Source organism: Cellvibrio sp. KY-YJ-3, assembly GCF_008806955.1.
GTDB lineage: Bacteria > Pseudomonadota > Gammaproteobacteria > Pseudomonadales > Cellvibrionaceae > Cellvibrio.
Genome location: NZ_CP031727.1, coordinates 3716530 through 3734930, shown reverse-complemented (window position 1 = coordinate 3734930; position 18401 = coordinate 3716530). Strand labels below are relative to the sequence as shown.

18 protein-coding genes are annotated in these 18401 nt (G+C 47.3%); 13 read left to right on the top strand and 5 right to left on the bottom strand.

Features of this window, described 5'->3' with window-relative positions; genetic code table 11:
• Nucleotides 1–15 precede the first annotated feature (15 nt).
• The 5 genes from D0B88_RS15900 (at nt 16) to cysG (ending at nt 5280) form a co-directional block, all read left to right on the top strand.
• Nucleotides 16–1368, top strand: coding sequence for a replication-associated recombination protein A (locus D0B88_RS15900; protein WP_151058376.1), 1353 nt, complete (start codon nt 16–18; stop codon nt 1366–1368).
• Nucleotide 1369: 1 nt separating this feature from the next.
• The gene (gene crcB / locus D0B88_RS15895) at nt 1370–1744 is read left to right on the top strand and encodes a fluoride efflux transporter CrcB (protein WP_151058374.1); all 375 of its coding nucleotides are present in this window, start codon (nt 1370–1372) and stop codon (nt 1742–1744) included.
• A gap of 47 nt (nt 1745–1791) precedes the next feature.
• A complete protein-coding gene (serS, locus tag D0B88_RS15890) occupies nt 1792–3078 on the top strand; it encodes a serine--tRNA ligase (protein WP_151058372.1) in 1287 nt (428 codons plus the stop codon).
• Between the two features lie 84 nt (nt 3079–3162).
• Entirely contained in the window at nt 3163–3891 is a 729-nt protein-coding gene (locus D0B88_RS15885; RefSeq protein ID WP_151058370.1) for a Fic family protein, read from the top strand.
• Between the two features lie 3 nt (nt 3892–3894).
• Nucleotides 3895–5280 (top strand): siroheme synthase CysG, encoded by a 1386-nt coding sequence (gene cysG, locus D0B88_RS15880; RefSeq protein WP_151058368.1) that lies wholly within the window; start codon nt 3895–3897, stop codon nt 5278–5280.
• A 47-nt stretch (nt 5281–5327) separates the two neighbouring features.
• Here the strand turns inward: cysG and D0B88_RS15875 are convergent, their stop codons facing one another.
• Nucleotides 5328–6383 (bottom strand): TerC family protein, encoded by a 1056-nt coding sequence (locus tag D0B88_RS15875; protein WP_151058366.1) that lies wholly within the window; start codon nt 6381–6383, stop codon nt 5328–5330.
• A 348-nt stretch (nt 6384–6731) separates the two neighbouring features.
• Here D0B88_RS15875 and D0B88_RS15870 point away from each other — a divergent pair, with 348 nt between their 5' ends.
• On the top strand, nt 6732–6995 hold the full coding sequence (locus D0B88_RS15870) for a hypothetical protein (RefSeq protein WP_151058364.1): 264 nt from the start codon (nt 6732–6734) through the stop codon (nt 6993–6995).
• A gap of 4 nt (nt 6996–6999) precedes the next feature.
• Here D0B88_RS15870 and D0B88_RS15865 read toward each other — a convergent pair whose 3' ends face one another.
• Nucleotides 7000–9207 carry an FdhF/YdeP family oxidoreductase gene (locus tag D0B88_RS15865; protein WP_151058362.1) on the bottom strand — a complete coding sequence of 736 codons (2208 nt, stop codon included), beginning with the start codon at nt 9205–9207 and terminating at the stop codon, nt 7000–7002.
• 123 nt (nt 9208–9330) lie between these two features.
• Here D0B88_RS15865 and creB point away from each other — a divergent pair, with 123 nt between their 5' ends.
• The 5 genes from creB to D0B88_RS15840 all read left to right on the top strand — a co-directional run bounded on the left by creB (nt 9331) and on the right by D0B88_RS15840 (nt 14004).
• The gene (gene creB / locus D0B88_RS15860; RefSeq protein WP_151058360.1) at nt 9331–10041 is read left to right on the top strand and encodes a two-component system response regulator CreB; all 711 of its coding nucleotides are present in this window, start codon (nt 9331–9333) and stop codon (nt 10039–10041) included.
• Nucleotides 10041–11534, top strand: a complete 1494-nt coding sequence (gene creC, locus D0B88_RS15855) for a two-component system sensor histidine kinase CreC (RefSeq protein WP_151058358.1) — start codon at nt 10041–10043, stop codon at nt 11532–11534. The genes creB and creC overlap by 1 nt, the downstream gene beginning before the upstream one ends.
• A gap of 187 nt (nt 11535–11721) precedes the next feature.
• Nucleotides 11722–12258 (top strand): hypothetical protein, encoded by a 537-nt coding sequence (locus tag D0B88_RS15850; RefSeq protein WP_151058356.1) that lies wholly within the window; start codon nt 11722–11724, stop codon nt 12256–12258.
• Between the two features lie 170 nt (nt 12259–12428).
• Nucleotides 12429–13802, top strand: a complete 1374-nt coding sequence (creD, locus tag D0B88_RS15845) for a cell envelope integrity protein CreD (protein WP_151058354.1) — start codon at nt 12429–12431, stop codon at nt 13800–13802.
• 1 nt (nt 13803) lies between these two features.
• Nucleotides 13804–14004, top strand: coding sequence for a hypothetical protein (locus tag D0B88_RS15840; protein WP_151058352.1), 201 nt, complete (start codon nt 13804–13806; stop codon nt 14002–14004).
• 149 nt (nt 14005–14153) lie between these two features.
• Here the strand turns inward: D0B88_RS15840 and mgrA are convergent, their stop codons facing one another.
• The 3 genes from mgrA to D0B88_RS15825 all read right to left on the bottom strand — a co-directional run bounded on the left by mgrA (nt 14154) and on the right by D0B88_RS15825 (nt 16343).
• Nucleotides 14154–15167: an L-glyceraldehyde 3-phosphate reductase gene (mgrA, locus tag D0B88_RS15835; RefSeq protein WP_007642275.1), complete on the bottom strand. Its 1014-nt coding sequence runs from the start codon at nt 15165–15167 to the stop codon at nt 14154–14156.
• Nucleotides 15168–15383: 216 nt separating this feature from the next.
• Nucleotides 15384–15821: a hypothetical protein gene (locus D0B88_RS15830; protein WP_225318411.1), complete on the bottom strand. Its 438-nt coding sequence runs from the start codon at nt 15819–15821 to the stop codon at nt 15384–15386.
• Between the two features lie 108 nt (nt 15822–15929).
• The gene (locus tag D0B88_RS15825) at nt 15930–16343 is read right to left on the bottom strand and encodes an MAPEG family protein (RefSeq protein ID WP_007642271.1); all 414 of its coding nucleotides are present in this window, start codon (nt 16341–16343) and stop codon (nt 15930–15932) included.
• A 227-nt stretch (nt 16344–16570) separates the two neighbouring features.
• Here D0B88_RS15825 and fabV point away from each other — a divergent pair, with 227 nt between their 5' ends.
• A complete protein-coding gene (gene fabV / locus D0B88_RS15820; protein WP_007642270.1) occupies nt 16571–17746 on the top strand; it encodes an enoyl-ACP reductase FabV in 1176 nt (391 codons plus the stop codon).
• A gap of 100 nt (nt 17747–17846) precedes the next feature.
• Complete coding sequence (locus D0B88_RS15815; protein ID WP_007642269.1) at nt 17847–18377, top strand: 5'-3'-deoxyribonucleotidase; 531 nt, start codon at nt 17847–17849, stop codon at nt 18375–18377.
• Nucleotides 18378–18401: the final 24 nt, after the last annotated feature.

Genomic DNA, 18401 nt, shown 5'->3' with positions numbered 1-18401 from the left:
TAAAGATGTAAGCCCATGGATCTTTTTGCCAGCAGTGCCCCTGCATATCAACCGCTTGCTGCGCGCATGCGCCCGCGCAATCTGGATGATTATATTGGTCAGGAGCACCTGCTCAGTGTGGGCAAACCGCTGCGCGAAGCTATCACTCGCGGTCAACTGCACTCGATGATTTTGTGGGGCCCACCTGGTGTGGGTAAAACCTCGCTTGCCAAATTATTCGCCGAGCAGGCAGATGCGCGGTTTGAATCCTTGTCAGCGGTTTTGTCCGGCGTAAAAGAAATTCGTGCCGCTGTCGCAACCGCGCAGCAAGAGCGCATCTCCAGTCGTCGCAAAACCATTTTATTTGTCGATGAAGTACATCGCTTCAACAAATCCCAACAGGATGCATTTCTGCCTTATGTGGAAGACGGCACTTTTATTTTTATCGGTGCAACCACTGAAAATCCCTCGTTTGAATTAAACAACGCACTGCTCTCACGGTGCCGTGTGTATGTGCTGCGCGGTCTGCAGCCCGAGCAATTAAAAGACGTATTACAGCAGGCGCTCGACGATAATGAACGCGGCCTGGGCGGGCAGGACATTCGTATCGATAAGGATACGCTAATGACTCTCGCGCAAGCCGCCGATGGCGATGCACGCAAAGCGCTTAACTTGCTGGAAATTTCCGCTGATCTCGCCGAAGACGCCGGCGATCACAAAATCATCAATGAACAAGTGATTGCTGAAGTCTTGGCGTCCGATGTGCGTCGCTTCGATAAGGGCGGCGATATTTTCTACGAGCAAATCTCCGCCCTGCATAAATCCGTGCGCGGCTCATCGCCCGACGGCGCACTTTACTGGCTTGCCAGAATGCTTGATGGTGGCTGCGATCCACTTTATATCGCCCGCCGGGTGGTGCGTATGGCAAGTGAGGATATAGGGAATGCTGACCCACGCGCGTTGCCGCTCTGTTTATCCGCATGGGATGTACAGGAACGTTTAGGTAGCCCGGAAGGGCAGTTGGCCATCGCCCAAGCCGTGGTGTATTTGGCCTGCGCACCCAAAAGTAATGCTGTGTATAATGCGTTCAATCAGGTCATGGCTGATGTTCGCTCCCAACCCGCATTTGATGTTCCCATGCATTTACGCAATGCACCGACCAAGCTGATGAAAAGCATGGATTACGGTGCGGAATATCGCTACGCCCACGACGAACCCGGCGCCTATGCGGCAGGTGAAAATTATTTGCCGGAAGAGATCGCCCAAGCGCGTTACTACCAACCGGTCGAACGTGGTTTGGAATTAAAAATTCAGGAAAAGCTTGCCCATCTACGCGAGTTGGATAAGCAAAGTAAAAAGAAACGCTACAAAAAATCGCCCGGAAAATAATATGCAGTGGTTAGCAATCGCATTAGGTGGTGCTCTTGGCTCAGTGCTTAGATTCGCTGCCGTCGGTTATTTAACGCCGCTATTGAATTACCGGTTTCCACTCGGCACCTTTGTGGTGAATATTGTCGGGTCATTTTTGATTGGCGTGGCTTATGTACTGCTGGTAGAAAAAACCACCTTGCCTGTCGAATGGCGTTTATTTTTTATCACCGGAATTTTAGGGGGCTTCACCACCTTCTCAGCTTTTTCGCTGGAAATTTTACAGCTGTGGCAAGAAGGGCACGTGTTAAACGCGCTTGTGTATGCCAGCAGCTCGGTGATTCTGGGTTTATTAATGGCCTTTGTTGGTATGGCATTAACCCAAAAAATATTTTAGTTATTAATTATTCATGTTCTTCAACTTCAAATAGAAAATTACTCATCATGTTAGATTCAAAGTTACTTCGCACCGCTACCGAACAAGTTGCCCAGGGTTTGGCCAAACGTGGCTATGAGTTAGATGTTGCTAAAATTCAGGCTCTGGAAGAAACCCGCAAAGCGATTCAAATAAAAACGGAAAATTTGCAAAGTGAACGCAACTCTATTTCCAAGGGCATTGGCAAAGCCAAACAAGCCGGTGAAGATGTTGCACCTATGATGCAAGCAGTAGAAAACATCAAACAGGAATTGGTAGGCGCCGAAGCTGAATTGGCAAAAGTACAAGCTGAGTGGGATGATTTTGTAAAGGCAATTCCCAATATTCCTGCCGATGAAGTGCCCAATGGTAAAAGTGAAGAGGATAACGTTGAAGTTCGCCGCTGGGGTATGCCGCGTAGTTTCCATTTTCCCATCAAGGATCACGTTGATCTGGGGGCAGAATTAGGCGGTTTGGATTTTGAAGTGGCCACCAAAATTACCGGCACTCGTTTTGCGGTTTTGCGTGGCGGCGTAGCGCGTTTGCATCGCGCTCTTGCGCAATTTATGTTGGATACTCACATCAATCAACACGGCTACGAAGAAGTTAACGTGCCGTTTATTGTGAATCGCGATTCACTGTTTGGCACAGGCCAATTACCCAAGTTTGAAGAAGACTTGTTTAAACTGACCGACGACCGTGAATTTTATTTAATTCCCACTGCCGAAGTGCCAGTCACTAATATTTACCGCGATGAAATTGTTGACGAAACCCAGCTGCCGATCAAATTGGTTTGCCACTCTCCCTGCTTCCGCTCAGAGGCGGGCAGCTATGGTCGTGATACCCGCGGCATGATTCGTCAACACCAGTTTGAAAAAGTGGAACTGGTTAAGTTTGTGCGCCCGGAAGAATCCGATGCAGCGCTGGAAGCCTTGGTTGGCCATGCAGAAACGATTTTGCAACAACTCGGCTTGCCCCATCGCACCGTTATTTTGTGCGGTGGTGATATCGGTTTTTCCTCTGCCAAAACTTACGACATAGAAGTATGGGTGCCTTCACAGGATAAGTATCGCGAAATTTCTTCCTGTAGCAGCTTCCGCGATTTCCAGGCCCGCCGCATGATGGCGCGCTACCGCAACAAAGAAAGCGGCAAACCTGAACTGCTGCACACCCTCAACGGTTCCGGTTTGGCCATTGGCCGCACCTTGTTAGCTGTGTTAGAAAATTATCAGCAAGAAGATGGTAGTGTAATTATTCCTGAAGTATTACGCCCTTATATGGGTGGGCAAGAAGTGTTGTTGCCCGTCAAAAAGTAATTGCAATATTCACTCGTGTGGATTTGTAGGGTGGGTGGAGCGCAAGCGATACCCACCTTTTGTTTTTGAGAGAAGGATAATTAGATGTTCACAAAAATCGATCACCTAAAAGCAACTCTCGATGCCCATCGCCCCTTGCCGGAAACAGTTGTCAAAAACCTGCATGAAGATCTGGTGTTGCGCTGGACGTATAACTCCAACGCCATCGAAGGCAATACCCTTACCTTGATGGAAACCAAAGTGGTGCTGGAAGGTATTACGGTGGGCGGTAAAAGCCTTCGCGAACATTTTGAAGCGATTAATCATCGCGATGCGATTATGTTTGTGGAAGAATTGGTGCAGCAACGCGAGGTTTTATCTGAATGGCAGATTCGCAATATTCACCAATTAATTCTTAAAAATATTGATGAACAAAATGCCGGGCGTTATCGCAACCTGAACGTGTTAATTTCCGGTGCAACCCATACTCCGCCAGATCATGTTCTTGTGCCAGAGCAAATGGCTCGTTTTGTCGCTTCATTAAATCCTGATTTACATCCGGTTGAATATGCTGCACGGGTGCATGTGGATTTTGTGGGTATTCACCCGTTTGTGGATGGCAATGGCCGCACTTCGCGGTTGTTGATGAATTTGGAGCTAATGAAAGCGGGTTTCCCTCCCGTTGTGATTCCAGTTGAGCAGCGGCTGAGATATTACCAAGCGTTAGATAATGCGCATGTAAAAGGCGATTACCAGCCTTTTATTGAGTTGATAATTGAAGTGGTTGAAAAAAGTTTTGAACCCTATTTTTTTGCCTTAGGTATTAAGCAGTAATTTATGGAATATTTTCCCGTCTTTCTCGATTTAAAGAACCGCCTCTGCCTGTTAGTCGGTGGTGGCGATATTGCAACGCGCAAAGGGCGATTGCTCTCCAAGGCGGGGGCGCGTTTGAGGGTGGTTGCGCCGGAAATTTCCAGCGAATTACGCGAACTGGTTGCGCAAAATAATGGCGAGTTGCATGAGCGTGAATATCAAACCAGTGATTTAAATGATTGTGTCATTGCCATTGCCGCGACGGATATCGAAACACTCAATGAGCAGATTTCCGCGGATGCCCAAGCGCGTAACTTACCGGTGAATGTGGTGGACAGCCCTGCGCTTTGCACTTACATCACTCCTGCAATTATTGACCGCTCTCCCTTGGTGATTGCAATTTCCAGTGGTGGTGAATCGCCGGTATTGGCGCGTTTAATTCGCGCGAAGCTTGAAACACTGATTCCCACTAGCTACGGTCGCCTCGCGCAAATAGCGAGCAGTTGGCGCGACCGTGTTAAGGCGCGTTTTGATGATGGTGATAGTCGGCGTCGCTTTTGGGAGAAAATTCTGCAAGGCCCGGCAGCGGAGTTAGCCTTGAATGGTCAGGAAACAGCGGCAGAAAATATTATCGCCACTGAAATTGCCAAAGAAGATCAGACCATTACTCAAGGCGAAGTTTATTTGGTCGGTGGCGGCCCTGGCGATCCAGAGTTATTAACCTTGCGCGCGCTACGTTTAATGCAACAAGCCGATGTGGTGCTTTACGATCGTTTGGTATCAGATGGTGTAATGGAGCTAGTGCGCCGCGATGCCGAGCGGATTTATGTGGGCAAACGTCGCAGCGAACATGCAATGGAGCAGGAAAATATCAATCAGCTGTTGGTTGATTTAGCCAAAGAAGGTAAGCGGGTGTTGCGCTTGAAAGGGGGCGATCCGTTTATTTTTGGGCGTGGCGGTGAAGAAATTGAATTACTTGCGCAAAACAATATTCCATTTCAAGTGGTGCCGGGTATTACTGCGGCATCGGGTTGTTCTGCCTATGCAGGGATTCCACTGACACATCGCGATTACGCCCAATCGGTGCGTTTTGTAACAGGGCACTTAAAGTCCGACAATACCAATTTGCAATGGCCGGAGTTGGCCAACCCAACACAGACGTTGGTTTTTTATATGGGTTTGGTTGGATTAAAAGAGATTTGTGAATCGCTCATCAGTCATGGTCGTTCACCACAAACACCGGTTGCTTTGATTGAAAAAGGTACGACTCAGGAGCAGCGTGTTTTGATTGCCGACTTACAGTCGATTGCCGATGTAGTGGCAGCAAATGATGTGCATGCTCCAACCCTGTTTATTGTGGGTGAAGTAGTAAAATTGCATGATAGTTTAAAATGGTTTAATCCGGCGTGATAAACCAGTAAACGCCTCCCTTGCTACATGCGAGGGAGGCGTTTTTGTTACTCGGTTCCCGAAGCTGCGGGCTTGGTTTTTATCCAGGAAATCAGCACTGATCCCCCAATTAATAAAGCAACAGTGGTAAGTGATACGCCAATTGGAATTTTATAAATGTCGATCAACAACATTTTTACTCCAATAAAAATGAGCACCAAGGCTAAACCATATTTAATGTAAGCGAAGCGATCTGCAATATCAGCCAGCAAAAAATACATGGCACGCAGACCAAGAATTGCAAAGATATTGGATGTGAGTACGATAAATGGATCAGAAGTAATCGCGAAAATAGCCGGAATCGAATCCACTGCAAAAATAATATCCGAGATTTCCACCATAATTAATGCCAAAAATAATGGTGTCATGAGTTTCACACCATTGACGACAACAAAAAAGCGCTCGCCTTCCAAGTGATCGCTAATGGCAAAATGCCGCTTAAACCAGTTAAGTAGAGGGTTATTGTTAAGGTCTATTTGTTTGTCTGCCATCCACCACATTTTTATACCAGTCAGTAATAAAAACGCACCAAATACATACAGTAACCAATGGAAATGTGCGATTAACCAAACTCCAGCAAAAATCATAATAGTGCGCAGAATAATTGCGCCGAGCACTCCATAGGTTAACACTCGTTTTTGTAATTCGAGCGGTATGGCAAAAAAGTTAAATAGCATTAACCAAACAAACACATTGTCCACGGCCAATGATTTTTCAATCAGATAACCGGTCAAATACTCCATAGTTTTGGTGTTTGCAAATTCACGGGTGTAGTGGGCGTCCAGATAAAACCATAAGCCTGCCCCAAAACTTAATGCAAGGCTAACCCACACCAGTGACCAACTGCCTGCTTCTTTAAGTGAAACGCGGTGTTGTTTTCCGCCACCAACAAAAATCAAATCAATAGCGAGTACTACAAGCACAATTGTGAAAAAAGCCAGCCACATCCACCAGGTGCCAATAGATTGGAGAGATGTCGTTGTGTCATTTGCAGTTTGGATTGCTGCAGCAAGCTGCCCGGTTTCGGCGCTTGGTAGCGATGAAAAAGAAAGGATGTTTAGCATGAAAGGCTCCGTCAAAGTCGGTTAAATGACGCAATGACGGGCAAATTGGAGATATACGAAAGCCTTTGTCATTGCGACAAAGGTCTCGTTTACAAGGTATTACCTTGCCCGCGCGACCGGAGCTTTGACTCGTATTGACGACCTGCGCGGTAATAACTACTCCCCTTCGTAAAGCGAGTATAAAAGACTGAAATGGATGGTCAAGTGTTTCTTTAGGCGGAAATCTGACCGAGTTTTTGGTTAAAATGTGACCTTGGTGTCAGTTTTACGTATCTTGGGCACTTAAGGTTAAAGGGCGATTGAATGCTGCCGATAAATTGACTGTAACTTGCGAATTCAGGTGCAATCATGGTTTACCTTGGACCAATCCAGCCTCGACCGGTATCGGTTAAAGCGCCCAGTCGTCCTTCAGCGACTACGGCGGTGAGCCCCTATGCCAATGAAAATCAGCAGCAACAGCGTTCTGCTGGCCTGGATGCTATAGGTCCACCCGGTGGAGTTGAGCGTCGCAAGCAGGATCGTCGCCATAAAGCAGACCAGACCATTGTTGAAACCCGCGCAGGGCGCGACCGCCGCAAAGCCCCGAAAACCACCATCAATATTTCTATCTAACAAACTATTTGCATGGAGTCACTTGTACTGGCACCGATTTAAAGGCCGGTGTTTTACTGCGCGGGTCGTAAGTGGTGGCAATCAGGACATTGGCTTCCGGGTAATAAGCCAGGACATTACCGCGCGGCACATCAAACGCAAAAACAGTGACGGCTTTCATTTCACCTTGCGCCGAACGCAAGGTTACGGCGTCACCGGCGGCAACTCCCAGCGCTTGAATATCTTCCTTGTTCATCAATACCGACCAGCGGGTATTAGTCCCGCGATAAGAGTCCGTCTCTTCGTAAATAATCGAATTAAATTGACCTTCGCTGCGAATACTCGCTAATACAAACGGGAAATCATTGTTGGTGATAGTCTCGGGTAATACGTTGGTTTGAAATTGGGCTTTGCCGTTTTTCGTGGCAAATTCCGGTGTGCTCAGTAAGCGATTTTGAATCGTGAATTCTTGTTTGGTGTGTGCGATATCTTTTAATTCACTCAAGCCGGGAATGGTCGCGGCAATCGCCGCGCGAATAGAGTCGTGTTGTTTCAGTTGATTAAAATCGAGTGGGCATTCAGGTAATAAGCGTTTGCCTAATTCGCACAGAATTTCTACTTCCGGTTTTACATTGTGCAAGCGATTTATACCTCCATCACTTAAACGCACATAATTAAACATGGATTCCTGGGTGGTGGGTTGCCACTCTTCATCCCGCGCGGTGACCGGTAAAATTAATGCTTCACTGGTTTCCATGCCAGTCACGTGACCCAGGTTGAGTGTAGTGGTCAAGTACACTTTAAAGGGGATTTTATCCAGCGCTTGTTGCGCCCAGTGGCTATTCGGTGTTGCGGCAAATAAATTGCCGCCCATAACCATTGCAGCATCTATTTTTCCTTCGTGTGCTGCAGTCAAACAGGCAAGGGTATCCATGCCTGCGCTACGCGGTAATTGTGCACCGGTGTGTTTTTCCAGTTGTAATAAAACATCTTCCGCTAAAATGGGTTTAACACCCACGGTGCCAATGCCCTGCACATTGCTGTGACCGCGCAGCGGTAATAAGCCGGCGGCGGGCTTGCCTAACATGCCGCGCAGCAACGCAAGGTTGGCAATCGCCTCCACATTTTCAACACCGTGTAAATGATGGGTAATGCCCATGCCCCAGGCAAAAATAGCGCGCTCTGCTTTGGCGTATGCCTGTGCGAGCTGTTGAATTACTTCCTGATCAATACCGCAATGAGTGGTGATGGTTTGCCACGACGTATTATCAATATCCTGTTTAAACACTAAAAAATTATCGGTGTGCTGTGCGATAAATTGTTCATCGATGTGTTGCGCTTCCAACAATGCTTTGGCGATACCTTTGAGTAACGCAAGGTCGCTGCCGATTTTGGGTTGCACATATTCTGATGCAATCCAGGTTCCGCCGCTGAACATGGATTTAGCGCTCTTGGGTACCGCAAAACGTACTAAACCCGGTTCTTTAGCCGGATTGATAACAATCACTTGTCCGCCGCGTTCGCGACAATTTTTTAATTGATGCACGAAGCGTGGATGATTGGAGGATGGGTTTGCACCTATCACAAAAATACAATCGCAGTTGCCCACATCTTCTAATGACACTGTCGCTGTACTTGTGCCGATTACATTGTATAAACCAACGCCGGTAGCTTGATGGCAGTAGAAGGAGCAGTTGTTGACGTTATTGGTGCCGTACAAACGCGCGAGTAATTGCAGCACAAAACCCGCTTCGTTGGAGGAGCGGCCCGATGAATAAAAAAATGTGCGCTCCGCGTGGGTGGCTGCAAAACTGCGTGCCATTTTATCCAGTGCAAATTCCCAACTTACTGGCGTGTATTTATTGCCATCGGCAGATTTAAACAGCGGGGTATTTAACCGCCCCAAATGTTCAATTTCGTAGGCGCTCAATTGTTTGAAATCGTCCAGCGTGTGAGTAAATAAATCCTCGGGGATGGGCGCTTGAATGTCGGTGGATTGCGCTTGAATACTTTTGTTGCACACCGAGGGAAATTCGTCCTTTTCATTGGTCATACCGCCGCGTTGGCCGCCCATGCCCAATCCGCAGGCTTTGCAGGTGTTTTTGCTATTGAGCGCTTTAGCTGAGTTAAGCAGGCCGATACGCGCCACGGTTTTTAAGGTGTAGAGCACTTTTTTAGGGCCGCCGCCTACAATGCTAATAGGCTCGGCAGGTGTTGAATTGTGTGAAGACATAATCTCTGACCGGAAACGGGAATATGTTTGGAGGGTAGGGCGGTTTTCTCGCTATTGCAATACGTTAAATCACGGCTTTCTTGTAGAATCGCCCCAGCCCTTATCTATTTACGGATTGACTTCATGCCCCATATTTTGATTCTTGAGGACGAGCCCAGCATCGCTGAAAGCCTGGTATTTGTATTGCAGGCAGAGAGCTTTACCACCCATTGGGAAAGTCTGGCGAGCAAGGCATTGGTTCACGCTAAGGAGCAACCGGTCGATCTGATTATTATGGATGTGGGGCTGCCCGACATGACCGGTTTTGAAGCCTGCAAGCAACTGCGAAAATTTTCCGAAGTTCCGGTGATGTTTTTAACCGCCCGTGGCGATGAACTGGATCGGGTAGTGGGGCTTGAAATTGGTGCAGATGATTATGTGGTAAAACCTTTCAGCCCGCGGGAAGTGGCTGCCCGCGTTAAAGCTATTTTAAAGCGCACACGCGTGCCGCAGCAGGAGGTGCCGACGGTTGCGGTTAGTTCGGCCCGCACCTCGACTTCAGCTGAATTCACGATAGATCATGAACGTAAAACTATTCACTACCACCAACAATTGTTGCAACTAACCCGCTTTGAATTTTGTTTGTTGGAAACCCTGTTGGCGCAGCCGGGGCGGGTATTTAGCCGCGAACAGTTGCTCACAGCGGTGGGGGTTACGGTGGATGCAGGTTACGATCGCAGCATCGATAGCCATATAAAAAGCCTGCGCGCCAAATTACGCAGTGTAAACCCTGCTGCAGAGCCTATTAAAACCCAACGTGGTTTTGGTTATTGCTATCAACCGGATGCTCATTGATGTCGCTGAGTTTACGCATATTTATTATTTACATGCTGTTTGTGGCGTTGTGCAGTTACTTTGTATTGCGCACGGTGATGGAAGAAATTCGCCCAGGCGTGCGTCAATCAACCGAGGAAACACTGGTTGATACTGCCAATTTGCTGGCGGAATTCTTGCGCGAACCAATGTTAAATAATCAAATCAACAAAGATTTTTATGCGGATATTTTTCGTGCCTATGGTCAGCGAACGCCCAATGCCAATATTTGGGGCGTGAATAAATTTGCGGTTAACCACCGTATTTATGTTACTGACCGCAATGGCATTGTGTTGTTGGACTCCAATAATATTGCGGTAGGGCAAGATTACTCGCGCTGGAATGACGTGTATTTAACCTTGCAAGGTAAGTACGGTGCGCGCTCTTCCCATGAGCAGGAGGGCGATGAAAGTTCCAGCATTATGTATGTGGCCGCGCCCATTAAAAATGGCGATGACATTATCGGTGTGGTGTCGGTAGCCAAACCGAACCGCAGTGTGCAACCCTTTATTGATCGCACCCAACAGCGTTTGGGTATTTTGGGGGGCAGTTTAATTTTGCTGGGCTTGCTCAGCGGTGCAGTATTTTCCTGGTGGTTGAGCCGCGAACTGCGCAAGTTGCGCGAGTATGCGGTGAGTGTTAGCCAGGGCGAGCGAGCAATAATTCCTGAAAGCAAAATTGCCAGCGGTGAATTGCGCCAACTTGCGCAGGCGTTGGAGTCCATGCGTAGTGAATTGGATGGTAAAGCCTATATTGAGCGCTATGTGCAAACATTGGCACACGAATTAAAAAGCCCGCTGGCGGGTATTCGTGCAGCCGCTGAATTATTGCAGACACCGCTGTTGCAAACACTTGAAAACCAGCAACAGCGGCAGCGCTTTATCGTCAATATCGATACTGAAAGTCTGCGTTTGCAACATCTAATCGAGCGATTATTGAACCTTGCTTTGGTTGAACAGCAGCAGAGCCTGCATGATCCAAAATCTATCGATCTTAATAGACTGTGCGATGAGTTGCTGGATAACCAGATGGCGCGTATTGCCCAACAGTCGATTCAAATCCACAAAGACTATACGCCCTCTGCAGTGGTGGTTGGTGAAGTGTTTTTATTGCATCAAGCACTCAATAACTTGCTTGAAAACGCACTTGATTTTACGCCCCGTGGGGGCATTATTTTTGTGCAGACAATTAAACAAGGCGAACATTTACAGGTATCTATTTTCAATCAGGGTGAGTCAATCCCCGAATTTGCTTTTGCGCGTTTAACCGAGCGATTCTTCTCACTGCCACGCCCGCAAACGGGCAAAAAAAGTACCGGATTGGGGTTGAGTTTTGTGCAGGAGGTAATGGATTTACACGCTGGAAAATTATCGATTATGAACACCCAGCTTCAGGATTTATCCCCCAATGTCCCGCTTGCGCAATCGCTAGCCACAACTGGTGTAAGTGTGATATTGGAATTCCCTAGTGTGTGAAAGGCTGCATGAAAGTACAATTATTTACAGCTCTGGCGACGGTAAAAAAATAAGCTCCGGGTTTTAAAAAATGGCTCTGTAAGTGCCTACTAAAATACCGATTGTCGCTGGAGTTAAAAGAATGTTGTCGCCGCTCAAGCTTTTGTGTTGTGTTGTTCTCTTGTCGCTCACTGCCTGTAAAGATCTTTTGTCCAAACCACTTGCTAGCGCCAATGTGCCGGATACTCCCCGCCCAGTAGCCGGTGACTGGTTAAGTGAAGATGGCAGCAAGCAGTTAAGCATTACCAAGGCGGGTAATCAGGGCTGGTATAGCTTTCGTTACACGGAAGAAGCCAAAAAAACGGAAGGGCGTTTTGTGGTGTCTTACTTTAAACAGCGCATGGTATTTAATGTTGATTTAGTCAGTGTGCGGATTAACGGGCGTCCTGTCGTGAACTCTGAAACTCCGGTGTATATGCTGTTTGGTGCCGCAGTCAACAATGAGAATTTACGTGTATCACCCGCGCAGATGGACAAATTTGAACAACACTTTGCGGATTATTTTTTTGCATCGCCAATGAATACTAAAAACCTGTGTAGCCAGACTTTGGAGCTTTGTGCTGCCAGTTTTACCTCGGGTAATTTGCTATTATCCAAACGGATGCGCAAGTTTAATGATGAATTTATGAAAAAGTTCCGCACTATCTTCCCGAGTAAAAATCAGGTGGTATTTAACCGCCGGTAGTTTACTGTTACTACGAGCGCTCTGCAGTTGCGCAAAGTGGCAGGGCGCTCGTCAGCTTCGCACAATCTCCTCGAAAAATTCACATAATCTCCATACAGCACCGCCAACTCTCCATAAAGAATCCATGTAGCATCGGCATAGTGATCCCTAATTAATCCAAGGAGATCACCATGAATCGTTCACTATTGTTCAAATTTTTAGCTATTGGCTGTTTAATGTTGTTGTTACTTATTCCACTGGTAATGATTGGCAACTCCATTGATGAGCGTCGCGACTATAGCGAGCAAGTTGTGCGCGATATAGCGCGCAGCTCAGCCTATAGCCAAACTCTGGTGGGCCCCGTATTAGTTGTCCCATATTCTAAAAAGGAGCGCTATTGGACGCTGAATGAGGCTAAGGAAAAAGTATTTCATGAGCGGGTAATTGAAGACAATCTCTACTTTTTACCTGACCGCTTTCGTTTGAGTGGTGATATGACTACCGAGTCGCGCCAGTTGGGTATTTACACTGCGCGGCTTTACCATGCAGACAATAGTATCGACGGGCACTTTACCTTGCCGCTCAATTACGGCATTAAAACCAATCTGGCCGATTACACCTTTAACAGTCCCTTTGTGGCGGTGGGTATTAGCGATATCCGCGGCATTAAAAATTCCCTCCAGTTACAGCTGAATCACCAAACCTATGACTTTGAACCTGGCTCGCAATTAAAAATTCTGGGTGATGGTGTGCATGCACGGTTATCGCCAACTGTTTTTTCAGATATCCATTCACAAGCGCAGTCAGTACCTTTTTCTTTCAAGTTGATGTTGCAAGGCACGGAGCAATTCAATATAGCGCCCTTGGGTAAGGAAACCCATGTTGAATTGCACTCCGATTGGCCGCACCCGCGTTTTCTGGGCGATTTTTTACCGGCGGAGCGCAGTATTGATAACACCGGATTTACTGCGCGTTGGCAGACATCCTATTTTTCCACCAATTTTGCAGAATATTTTACTGCCTGTATTCGCACCACACAGTGTGATCAATACCAACAGCGGCAATTTGGTGTGAGCTTGGTTGAGCCGGTCAATTTGTATGTAAAAAGTGATCGGGCGATTAAATATGCGTTGTTATTTATTGCGCTCACCTTTGCCAGTTTCTTTTTATTTGAAGTGTTAAAACGCTTGCAGGTTCACCCGGTTCAATACGGTTTGGTGGGGTTGGCATTGGCATTTTTCTACTTATTGCTGCTGGCGTTATCTGAACATATCGCTTTTGTTGCGGCTTACGCTATTTCCTCATTTGCCTGCGTGGTGCTGATTGGTTTTTACGTGTCCTATGTGCTGCAAAGTTTTATACGCGGTGCGGGATTTAGCTTGGGCTTGGGGTTTTTATACCTGTTGTTATATGGCCTGTTAAGCGCGGAGGATTACGCATTGTTAATGGGCGCATTGTTATTGTTTGTTGTGCTTGGCGCATTTATGTTGCTTACACGCAAGGTGGATTGGTATTCATTGGGCGCTAGTAGTAAAGCCGCCAGTGCGACAGTGAAGGAACACTAAAATGATTGAGCTTATTGCATCGTTTTTGATTGTGGGGCTGCCCGTATTGTTAGCAGTGTTATTCACTTATTGTTTGTGGAGTCGGGGCTGGCGAGCGCGGATAATTTTGTTTGCTGTGGTGTTGTTGATGGGGGCAGAGGTTTATGCGTTGAAGTATCCGCAGAAACAATTGAAGGAGAATTATGCGCGGGTTATTAGTTGATAGCATAAATGGAATGTTGGTTGTTAAATCGTAGGTTGGGTTAGCGGCGAGTTTAACGAGTCCCGTAACCCAACATTCGGTGGGCGGCGACACTGCTGTTGGGTTACGAGGCTCGCGCTGCTCGCCTCTAACCCAACCTACGGTGTGGTTTATTTTAAAATGGTTTCAATTTTTGCAAGCTCATCTGCACTGAAATCAAGGTTGTTTAAGGCAGCAACCGAGTCATCAATTTGCGCGGGGCGGCTGGCGCCAATCAAACAGGTGGTCACCGCATCATTATGCAAAGTCCAGGCGATGGCCATTTGTGCCAGTGATTGACCGCGTGATTCTGCAATCGCATTCAAGGCTTGTACTTTTTGTAATTTTTCCGGCGTGATGTCTTTGTTGTTCAGGTAGATTAATTCGGGGCGCGCTGCGCGTGAATCGGCGGGAATACCATTCAAATATTTGTTGGTTAACACACCTTGTGCAAGTGGGGAGAATACGATCGAGCCAATACCTTCCTCTTTTAAAACGTCGGTTAAACCATTTTCAATCCAGCGATCAAACATGTTGTAACGCGGTTGATGAATGAGTAGTGGTGTGCCCAATGCGCGCAAAATACGCGCAGCTTCTTTGGTCTGCTCGGGTTGGTAATTGGAAATACCAACATAAAGTGCGCGACCTGAACGCACAATATAATCCAGCGCTTGCATGGTTTCTTCCAGCGGTGTTTCCGGGTCCATGCAGTGATGATAAAAAATATCAAAATAATCCAAACCGGTACGTTTCAGGCTTTGATCGCAACTGCTCACCAAATATTTGCGTGAACCACCAATGCCATAAGGGCCTGGCCACATGTCGTAACCCGCTTTGCTGGAGATAATTAATTCATCGCGGTAGTGCGCAAAATCCTGTTTAAAAATATTGCCAAAAGTGGATTCCGCCGAGCCGAAATTGGGGCCGTAATTATTTGCCAAATCAAAATGGGTAATACCTAAATCAAACGCACGGCGCAGCATGTTACGCGCGTTGGCTTGTGAATCCACCGCGCCGAAGTTTTGCCATAAACCCAGCGATAAGCGCGATAAGCGCAGGCCGCTTTTGCCGCAGCGTTGATATTTCATGGTTTTGTAACGATCGGGGTGGGCAACGTAAAGCGGATTGGGTTCGTGGGTAATCATGCGTATTCCTGCCGAATGTGTAGTGTTGGAGAGTGAAACCGATAAGCATTAAATTTATTACCGGATTTTACCTGAAAAGCAGTAAATCCGTGTGGCGGGAGTGTAAAGAAAGGTGGCTGGTTTTTTTGCAGTAGATAAAAAAATCCCCGCACGCTGGCGGGGATCAAGCAGCGCAAAGGTTGTGCTGCAATTGTCTGGGTGGCGAAAACACAGTGTTTAGTGATTGTTGCCTTTTCCTTTGCCGTTTCCTTGTCCCTTGCCCTTGCCTGGGCGATCATTTTTTTCATGCTTGTGTTCATCATGACCATGATCGTCAGTGTAGTGCTCGTCATATTCTGCTGAACGCACAAAATACACCGGACGGTCGCATGCACGATATTTACTGCAGTGTTTACCCCAATTTTTTGCATGGCCCGGCGGGACATGTAAATACACAGGTCGGCTGCGTGCATATTTTGAATCGCTGACGATGATCATGGGCTCGCGGTAGTAAATGTCCGGGCGCGAGTCATTGCCCAATTCGACCCGGCCATAAACGCCGGGGGCAACTTCACCTTCCAATATCACATTAATGCCCAGATCGTCGGCCATGGCGGGCAAGCCCGGCAGGGCACTCAAGCTGAGTAATAAACTGGCGATAAATTTTTTGTTCACAATGTAGTACCTCTGGGTAGTAAAACAGCGTTTAGCTTAGCCTCTCGATGGTGTTAATTCGGTGCGCCAGCGCATATGGCGACACAAAAGTGCTGCTATTGGTGCAATTTACCCCACATAGTGAGTGGCATGATCAATTAGCAATATACCCCAAATCGCCAATACACAGAGATTACCGAAGGCATAGGTACGAAAGCGGTTGATTACATCGTTGATCGTTAAGTGGATGATGCTATGGGCTGTGCGCGCGAACACAAACAACCAGGCGGCGACCATCATGGCTGTACTTTCTGTTCCCATGGCGATCGCGGTGGCGCCCGCTGCGTAAAAAAGTACGGGTATTTCAAATAGATTGCTGTAGTTACGTGCGGTTTGGGCTATTTCATCGGGCATCTCACCGGTATTCAGGCGAAATTGGCTCAGCTTAACGCTGCCTGTTTTAATCGCCTTGAGGCGCAAAAAAAGCAAGCGAAAGGCGACCAAAAAAGTCAGTAGAACCATGGCGAACATGGGGTAAATCATGAAATTGCTCCTTGATCCTGTGGGGAATTGATTCAACTATAGTTCAAATCCTGTGCAGATTTGTTGCGGCTTGAGCGAGTAGCTGTGGACTTGCTGATGAGTTGCAGCGGGCGCAGGGGACATTCGCGCTTTCTGGCACTATAATGGCGGCCTTTGCGAGCCACCTCTGGTGCTCATTTCCGTTTGATTCACCCGCTAATTCATAAACATCACCACAAGGTAGATTCATGATTATCAAGCCAAAAGTCCGCGGTTTTATTTGTACCAATGCGCATCCACAGGGTTGTGCTGCCAATGTTCAAGAGCAAATCGCTTTCACCAAAGCCAAAGGCCCCGTTGCCGGTGCGCCAAAAAAGGTGCTGGTGCTGGGTTGTTCAACCGGTTTTGGTTTGGCTTCACGGATTACTGCCGCCTTTGGCGGTGGTGCAGATACCTTGGGTGTGTGTTTTGAGAAAGAGCCGTCGGAAGCTAAAACGGCAACCGCTGGTTATTACAACACCTCTGCATTTCACGATGCAGCCAAAGCCGAAGGTTTGTACGCCCACACTATTAATGGCGATGCCTTTTCCGATGCCTGTAAAGACAAAGTTATTGCTGAGCTGAAAAACAGCATGGGCAAAGTGGATTTGGTGATTTACAGCCTTGCGTCACCACGCCGTACCGACCCTAAAACAGGCGAAGTGTTTAACTCGGTCTTAAAACCCATCGGTAAGGAGTACACCTCTAAAAACCTCAATACTGACACGCTGAAAATTTCTGATGTCACTATCGAGCCGGCCTCCGACGAAGAGATCGCCAATACCGTTAAGGTAATGGGCGGTGAAGACTGGGAAATGTGGATCGATGCACTCAAAGGCGCAGATCTGCTCGCTGACAATTTCCAAACCGTTGCCTACACCTACCTTGGCGACAAATTAACCTGGCCAATTTATGGTAAAGCGACTATTGGTAAAGCCAAAGAAGATTTGGATCGCGCGGCAAAAACCCTGAGCGCAAAACACGGTGGCAATGCACGCGTTGCCGTATTAAAAGCCGTTGTGACCCAAGCGAGCTCCGCGATTCCAGTAATGCCGCTGTATTTGGCAATCCTGTTTAAAGTGATGAAGGCACAGGGTACCCACGAAGGTTGTATCGAGCAGATCCAACGTTTATTCAAAGAGTGTTTGTACTCCGCCACACCGCGTCTGGACGATGCCAATCGTTACCGCGTTGACGAGTTGGAATTAGACCCATCGGTGCAAACCAAAGTGGAAGAGCTGTGGGATTTAGTCACTGAAGAAAACCTGTTTGAACTGACTGACTTTGAAGGCTACAAGGCCGAGTTCTTGCGTCTGTTTGGTTTCGGTATCGACGGTGTGGACTACGATGCAGAAACGACACCTCTAGTGCCAACTAACTTCTAAGGTTGATTGCACTAAAATCCCTCGCCTTGGCGGGGGATTTTTTTATCAAGCTATTGTTTTCGGTATATTGTTTTGTAGGTCTATTGTTTCGGGAGCAAAAATGCGTAAACGTATTGCCATTGATATGGATGAAACCATCTGCGACACCTTGGCCCGTCACCTTGATTGGTACAACAGCGAGTTTCAGCAAAAGCTAACCAAGGCTGATTTATATGCAACCAAGATTTATAAGGCTGTGCCTGAAGCCCATGTCGCGCGAGTGAGAGCTTACCCTGATATTCCGGCGTTTTTTGAGGATATCCCTCCTTATGAAAATGCAATCGAGGTGATTCGGGAGTTGCATGAACACTATGAAATAGTCATCGCCACCGCCGCTATGGAGCATCCCACATCCTTTACACCCAAATACCAGTGGTTGGTAAAACATTTGCCATTTTTGTCGCCCATGAATTTTATTTTTTGCGGTAAGAAAAATGTGGTGCAAGCAGATTATTTAATTGATGACAGCTCGCGTCACTTTGAAGGTTTTGTGGGGCAGGGCCTACTGTTTTCTGCAGCGCATAATATGGAAGAGGCTGCAGCGGTGCGTATGAATGATTGGTTGGATGTGCGCAATTATTTTTTACGCTAATTTCTTGTGGCAATAAGTGCGCTA